This window comes from Piscirickettsia litoralis (assembly GCF_001720395.1).
GTDB classification, from domain to species: domain Bacteria; phylum Pseudomonadota; class Gammaproteobacteria; order Piscirickettsiales; family Piscirickettsiaceae; genus Piscirickettsia; species Piscirickettsia litoralis.
In genome coordinates this window covers 21,475-27,785 of the sequence record NZ_MDTU01000002.1, presented here as the reverse complement: position 1 = coordinate 27,785, position 6,311 = coordinate 21,475, and the positions used below count along the sequence as shown (strand labels likewise).

The following is a 6,311-nucleotide window of genomic DNA, read 5'->3' as shown; positions in this document are numbered from 1 at the left end:
GACTAAGCTGAATGGAGTGATTTGGACTGATAGCAAACATGTAGAGAAGTTGAAGGCCGAAATACAAAAGGCTGAGACTACAACAGCACTGTAATGTTATTTCTATTGAGCAGCTATTCTCGGACTACCTTAAAGATAAAATGACTAGCTATTTAGGTATAAAAAGTAAAATCATACCTTAATTGACATTATAAATAAAGAGAGAACCAGCTATTTTAAACGAGTTGCATATGCAACAGATATTTTAAGGATGATTATTTTACAGCTTTATGGTGGGTTGTATTTGGATTCAAACATAAGATGTATCACTAAACTTAACCCATTACTAGAAAATCACCCGATATCTTCAAAATCTGGAATAATGTATATAAATAGACAATCTGATGGGCATAAAGCTGGTGACATTGCTGCTAGTAGACACAGCTTATATTCAATACAAAAGCACAAACCAGACATATTATTCCACCCTGAAGAATGTTCAGCTATTTTTGGTCGTAAAGGTCACTTATATTTTGACTTCGTCTTATTTGATTTTTATGAGCAGTATAGCAGAAATAAATTTTTCTCAGGAAGTCATGCGATTAGTCTTGACCAATATAAGAGAGAGGGTCGCATGCCATATGTCATTAACTGTATGATGATTGCTCAGTATTTATTAACGATTAAGTTCGGTTTCACTTCTGAAGACTTTACATTTGATGTTCCAAACGAAAATTTAAATTCTAATCAATACCTTATTGATTATAAAGCTAATAATTATAAGTTCAACGTTCCCTTTATATTTATGAATGCACATTTTGAAAAGTTTTATTCACAGTCACATAGAACTCATAGTGTTTCTGATAATGATCATCGGCCATTTGAAATTTAACTTAGTTAGTTGATTAGCACCTTTCCTATAAAATCAAGCATGTGTTAAATTCAGCACTTACTAAACTATTTTCGCCTATAACTACTTCAATTTCCACCCACCTTTTTAAGTAATTAAAAGAATTAATCAAATAACAGGATTGACTATTTCTCAGTAATTTTGCAAATTCTTCCAAGAGTTTTACTGTTTCATCTAAAACATAAAAAAGTTACTCTATCAAAAAATATAACAATGCTGATGTAACTATAAAAGCACAATAAGAGAAATACACAATGTCTAACAAATTAGCAGACCTCGTACGACCACTTACAACAGATGAAGAAAAAAAATCTAGAGAAGGCTGAACATTTTGTACGTAGCAGCTCAGGCTGGACCCTGAGCGAAGATCTTATAAAAGCAACTGCAAAACTTATGTGCCAAAAAGACCCAGGTAAAGGAGCAATAGATTGGGAAGGTAACAACGAGAGTCAACTAACCCAAAATTTCATAGAGTGCTGTGTAGCATTAAAGACATTAGACATAATGATAGACAGTAACCAAGTAAGCGAAGTAACAGAAATCACCCGCCCAAAATCTGGTACTGTGGACTTCCTAGTCTATGGAAAGTACGGCAAGTATGAAGTATTTGGTATAGACCCTTACGGACTTCTTGAGCTGAACTCTAAAAGTGAAGAAGAGTCAAAAAAAGTATGACACTCAGATAACGAATCTCGAGGAGGAAGTCAAGAACATAGAAAACAGGATTAACGAGTTAAACAAAGATGAAAGCAATAAACCAGGCAATCAAGTATCAAACTTGCAAAAGGAGCAGCGTAGAAAGAAAAATTAAAATATCAACTTTGAAAGCCTCACTACTGAAGAGCAATATAGTTACCCCTAAACAACGCAATGAGTTCTTGAGAACCATAGAAAAACACACTAATGATAGTAAACATGGAAATGATATAAAAGATTTACACACCCTTGGTGTATTGCACTTATCATCAAGAGCGAATGAGACTCGACAGGAGTTTCTAAAAGAATTGGAGAAAAAGGCTGAAACAGGAAAAACAAATCCACTGATCGTTCTACGACAAAGATCAACGATAAATCCAAGGCTTACTATAACAGCACCAACCCTATTTCATGCAAATGCCCAAAAGAATGAACAGGGGCGAGCAGAACCTAAAGCAACCTATTCACTTTAAAGGTTGTTTTTTTGAGAAAAATGTGAAAGATTGCATTCTAATTCATTAATTCATTAATTCATGAGGAGATTATAATGCCCATAGAAGTACAAATCTGGAACCCAGACTGGCAGCACTTTAAGAAGCTCTCACTATCAGCTAAAATCACTGCCTTTGAAGATTTTGTTTTAAGCCATACTTCTGATAACAAAGACAAAGTTAAATTAATTATTGGGCCAGACGATTTTTTTACGAACTAATATTGAGTTAAAAAAGAAAGGGCTAGCAGTTTGCTCTGACGATGAATACCTTGAGTTTTGTGATAGAATGAAACAGCTTCAAGATAAAATTAAAACCAATACATTAGTTATCTCAGGATCCATTCTTCACGCTAATAAGGGTAAAGGGACATACCAAATTACTGCTTTAATTTTAAGACAAGGAGAAAAAGAATTAATTTTTTATCATAAAAGAAACCCTACAAATGATATAGGCTTTGTTAGCCCCGAAGGCCCAGAACTGACTTGTGTAGCTGGCGAAGAACTAGGAACATTTCAATATAGAGGCGTAAATTTTGGTATTGAGATATGCTTAGACCATCAAAACAGAGCCTTAATTAATCAAGGAAGTAAACCGCTAGATGTGCAAATATTAATTGCAGATGGGCAATGCCCAACAGCTAGAAACACCCACTTAGTTCCTGATGGTTATTTTATTCATTCCGAGCTTGATCATAAAAACCCTGACACTGAAAGCAAAAAAAAGTATGGTAGCACAAGTAAAATTACAGCAACCTCCTCCGGGCCGTCAAAACATGCGCCGATTCATTGAGCCCCAAAAAACATGCTGGTATTCAATACGGTAAACACTGCCACAAGCAGTCACGGCCTATATAATACAACGAGTGCTACAATTGATCTTTCTCCAAAAGCTGAAGAAGCATTAAAAAAAGCATCGAATTCAGGCAAGTCAGAGAATAGGTGCTCTCTTTCAAAAGCTCAACCTGCAAAGATTTTTCGAAGACTACCAAAGAAATAAAGCCGAGAGTGAACTATCATCAAGCTACGAATTTATATAAATGGACTTACATACTACTCAAATTAAACTAATACAGTAACCTCCTACTATAAAGGTAGTAGACCATATAACACCTCCCAGGAGGTTATAGCCTAAAAACCTCAACCATGAGATATTAGCAGCCCCTAATGCCAAAGGGGCAATAAGATGCATTCCCCGAACAAACCTCATAATGAGGATAAAAAAATGCATCATACTTTTTAAATAAACTTTGAAATAATTGAGTCTTCTCACTCTCTAGTTTTGACACTTTACTGGATGATCTTCTTCTCAAATATACTCCTATAGAAAAGAGAACTTGGTTTCTCAACACATTTACACTACTCGATAAAGCGATAAGCTCGCACAGTGTTAACAATTTCAAATTATTAGGTAGTTTATGCACTTTAACTGAAATTAGAGACAGCCAAAATCCAGACTCAGTGAGAGAGGTAATTACTGTAAATAAATTTAAGTGGACTATTTCTGACAACATATTAACCTAAAATAAAATCATAACTATTTTAATTTCAATTTTTCATGACATAAAATATTTAAAATTCTATGTTCTATTAATTAAAACATCTATAAAATTAACTTTAAATATGACTGCAGAGTTCTTACGTCTTTAAGGTTAAATTTATCTTTTAGTTTATATACCGCATCCTCAACAGACCTTATAGACCGATTTAATTTTTCAGATATTTCTTTATAAGACAACTGATCTTTAAGCAAAAGTGCATATTTATACTCAGCCTTGCTTAAAAAGTTATTTTCAATAGGGCCTTCTATACGGCTATGCCTATAATTTTTGATAAAAATTTTCACCTGCAATAAACGTTGGAAGGCTATAACCAGAGATAAATTTATGAAAAAAGCAATTAAAATTATTTATATTTCTATAGATATCATATAAATTATTTTCTATAAACTTTTTTTCGAATATCAAAAAAACACCTTCCTGTGTATGCATAGGAGCGATGCTCACTAATTAACATTTCCCTTGTTGTAAAACATTTAGATATGTGGCTATCTACCAAAGAACTGTCGCTGTAATGTTTGCCTATATCCTGGGTATATACATCAACTCCAATACGGTGCGCTAAAAAAAATGGATTCTCTCTCCATAGCCCTAGTTGCATGCCACTAGAGATAGTATCAATTGTATCTGAATAAGGGCAAGCTATAAGTTCTATTTTATCAGATTGATGAAATGACTTTGTGTACTTAAACCCCTTACATTGCATAGAGTTAAGTAACTGCCTAATGTGAATAGTAGACTCAAAAAATTTTTTCGAGGTTTTATATATAAAATCAACTCTATCTCGATAGCTATTACTAGCTTTTGGTTGAAAAATTTCATGCTTCATCACAGTCATATCCTAACCTATTAATAGGCCCTAAATTATCAAACTCTTAACCTTATTAAGGAGATAATCTATCGCCAAAATTTGTTTAAATTAGAGTCATGTTAAATAACTTTAAATTAAAGTTCGAAGTATACATAAGATTAGGTCATTATAGCTTAAAAAGTTCCCAAATCCATATAAACTATGTCAATATAACGTAAATTTTCATTAAAATTTAATTGGTTGCCACTCATCATATAAAATAAAAGGCTGTCAAGCACAATGTACGCTTCAGGTGGGTAATGATAATCACATAACACGAAAAAAAACAGTATTTATACTGATTATTGCTGAATTTAGGGTATCTCTGCTAGAGATCCTAAAGCAACGCTTGCAATCCATGCACTATGTTCTATTAAAAATAAATCAGCAATGATTCAATAAGTTAGTTAACAGCATTCTGTTTCAGATCATACTATCTGTTTTTATACAACATCACGAATCTAGTCATCTTTTAATAGAAAGCTTTTATTTATCAAAATGATAGTATAGAGTTAAACTTCAGATGATGGAAAGCGGAGTAAAGAGGGTCCTCTGGCTCCAGTAAGCCAATAATAAGGATGATAGAAAATATGAAGCCATAGCAACCCTTTGCTCCAATAAAGTTGCCAATACTTTTACTCAGCTAATCCTTAAGAGAACAAATAGTTGGCACTGAAGAACCATCTGACAACCATCGTATTAGTTTAGAATGAGCAGCTGCAGATACGATATTACTCCTTGTGTATATCGGCCCGACAAATATCCCATCCTCACACTTTCTAAACCCATGAATATTTTCAGGGCTGATACCTTCAGGCACTATAAGTTCATATTCCTCTATCACATCAACCAGTGGATTGCCCTTCACTTGAATAGCCAATTCGGGAGTCATACAAAATATAAAACCAGATTCCCCAGCGTACTCCTTTGCAATCAATAGGTTCTCTGTCGTAGAAACATAGCCACTAACCCCGTTTGAACTTTCAATGTGCTTAGCAATAGAAAAGTCACCTACCTCTTCATTCCTAATTTTTCTCGACCATATACCATCAATTAGGAGGTTTTCAGCTTTTTTTCTTGCTACTCTAATACCCTTTAAAACAGTTATAAAATTCTTAGTTATTATTTCCCCTTCTAGATCACTATCCTTCCATTCTTTATAAATCACCTGAACATCAAATTCTCTTATTTTCATAGCATTCCATTTGTTAATATATAGCTATTTTGTTAAGACTAATAAATTGCTAACTACCAAGTTAAGTAACTTACTCTGTCATATTGAATTAACACTTTTATAAAAAATATTATAGGGACCATTAACCTTTTTACACAGATTAAATCGGTGATACAGTCTACAAGCTGCGATTATCGAACTCATCAAGCTAACACCAAAATTAATATTTTTTTCTATTTTTAGGTTATTATGTGCCTCCATAAATTTTTCTCTAAAGTCTTTACTCTCTTCTGAGTAGTACCACTGTTGAAATTGCACACCATCTTCAGAGTTAATCCATGCTTTAAAATCATTAATATTGTTAACACATTTCAACTTATCAAAATTAATTTTTTCTATATTATTTCTATTTAAACTATAGGATAATAACTTTCCCAAAGACTTTCTATATGACCAATGAGATTTATCATAAATTTCAACCATAAAATAATCCTCTCTATTTTTTTAAAAATACCACCACATACCAAAAAAATTATGAATAACAGCATCTTATCAAATTAGATATCATCTAACTTCCTATCGATACCAAAAGATTACATCTAAAACACTTTATTAAACACAGTAATACCCCTGATTTTGTAATTAAATCAGTG

Annotated in this window: 8 protein-coding genes; 5 read left to right on the top strand and 3 right to left on the bottom strand. The window is 32.9% G+C overall.

Annotation, left to right across the window (positions count from 1 at the left end; genetic code table 11):
- Nucleotides 1-181 precede the first annotated feature (181 nt).
- From BGC07_RS15135 to BGC07_RS15120, 5 genes are all read left to right on the top strand, one after another.
- Nucleotides 182-871, top strand: coding sequence for a capsular polysaccharide synthesis protein (locus BGC07_RS15135; protein ID WP_077216974.1), 690 nt, complete (start codon nucleotides 182-184; stop codon nucleotides 869-871).
- A gap of 315 nt (nucleotides 872-1,186) precedes the next feature.
- Nucleotides 1,187-1,564, top strand: coding sequence for a hypothetical protein (locus BGC07_RS15130; protein WP_069313922.1), 378 nt, complete (start codon nucleotides 1,187-1,189; stop codon nucleotides 1,562-1,564).
- A gap of 68 nt (nucleotides 1,565-1,632) precedes the next feature.
- Nucleotides 1,633-2,058 (top strand): hypothetical protein, encoded by a 426-nt coding sequence (locus BGC07_RS15125; RefSeq protein WP_069313921.1) that lies wholly within the window; start codon nucleotides 1,633-1,635, stop codon nucleotides 2,056-2,058.
- A gap of 74 nt (nucleotides 2,059-2,132) precedes the next feature.
- Nucleotides 2,133-2,297: a hypothetical protein gene (locus tag BGC07_RS20830; protein ID WP_158006975.1), complete on the top strand. Its 165-nt coding sequence runs from the start codon at nucleotides 2,133-2,135 to the stop codon at nucleotides 2,295-2,297.
- Nucleotides 2,269-2,868, top strand: coding sequence for a carbon-nitrogen hydrolase family protein (locus BGC07_RS15120; protein WP_069313920.1), 600 nt, complete (start codon nucleotides 2,269-2,271; stop codon nucleotides 2,866-2,868). Before BGC07_RS20830 ends, BGC07_RS15120 begins: the two co-directional genes overlap by 29 nt.
- A 1,142-nt stretch (nucleotides 2,869-4,010) precedes the next feature.
- Here the strand turns inward: BGC07_RS15120 and BGC07_RS15110 are convergent.
- The 3 genes from BGC07_RS15110 to BGC07_RS15100 form a co-directional block, all read right to left on the bottom strand.
- Nucleotides 4,011-4,466 carry a hypothetical protein gene (locus BGC07_RS15110; RefSeq protein WP_139121772.1) on the bottom strand — a complete coding sequence of 152 codons (456 nt, stop codon included), beginning with the start codon at nucleotides 4,464-4,466 and terminating at the stop codon, nucleotides 4,011-4,013.
- A 661-nt stretch (nucleotides 4,467-5,127) separates the two neighbouring features.
- Nucleotides 5,128-5,679: a hypothetical protein gene (locus BGC07_RS15105; RefSeq protein WP_069313917.1), complete on the bottom strand. Its 552-nt coding sequence runs from the start codon at nucleotides 5,677-5,679 to the stop codon at nucleotides 5,128-5,130.
- 78 nt (nucleotides 5,680-5,757) lie between these two features.
- The gene (locus BGC07_RS15100) at nucleotides 5,758-6,141 is read right to left on the bottom strand and encodes a hypothetical protein (RefSeq protein WP_069313916.1); all 384 of its coding nucleotides are present in this window, start codon (nucleotides 6,139-6,141) and stop codon (nucleotides 5,758-5,760) included.
- Nucleotides 6,142-6,311 lie beyond the last annotated feature (170 nt).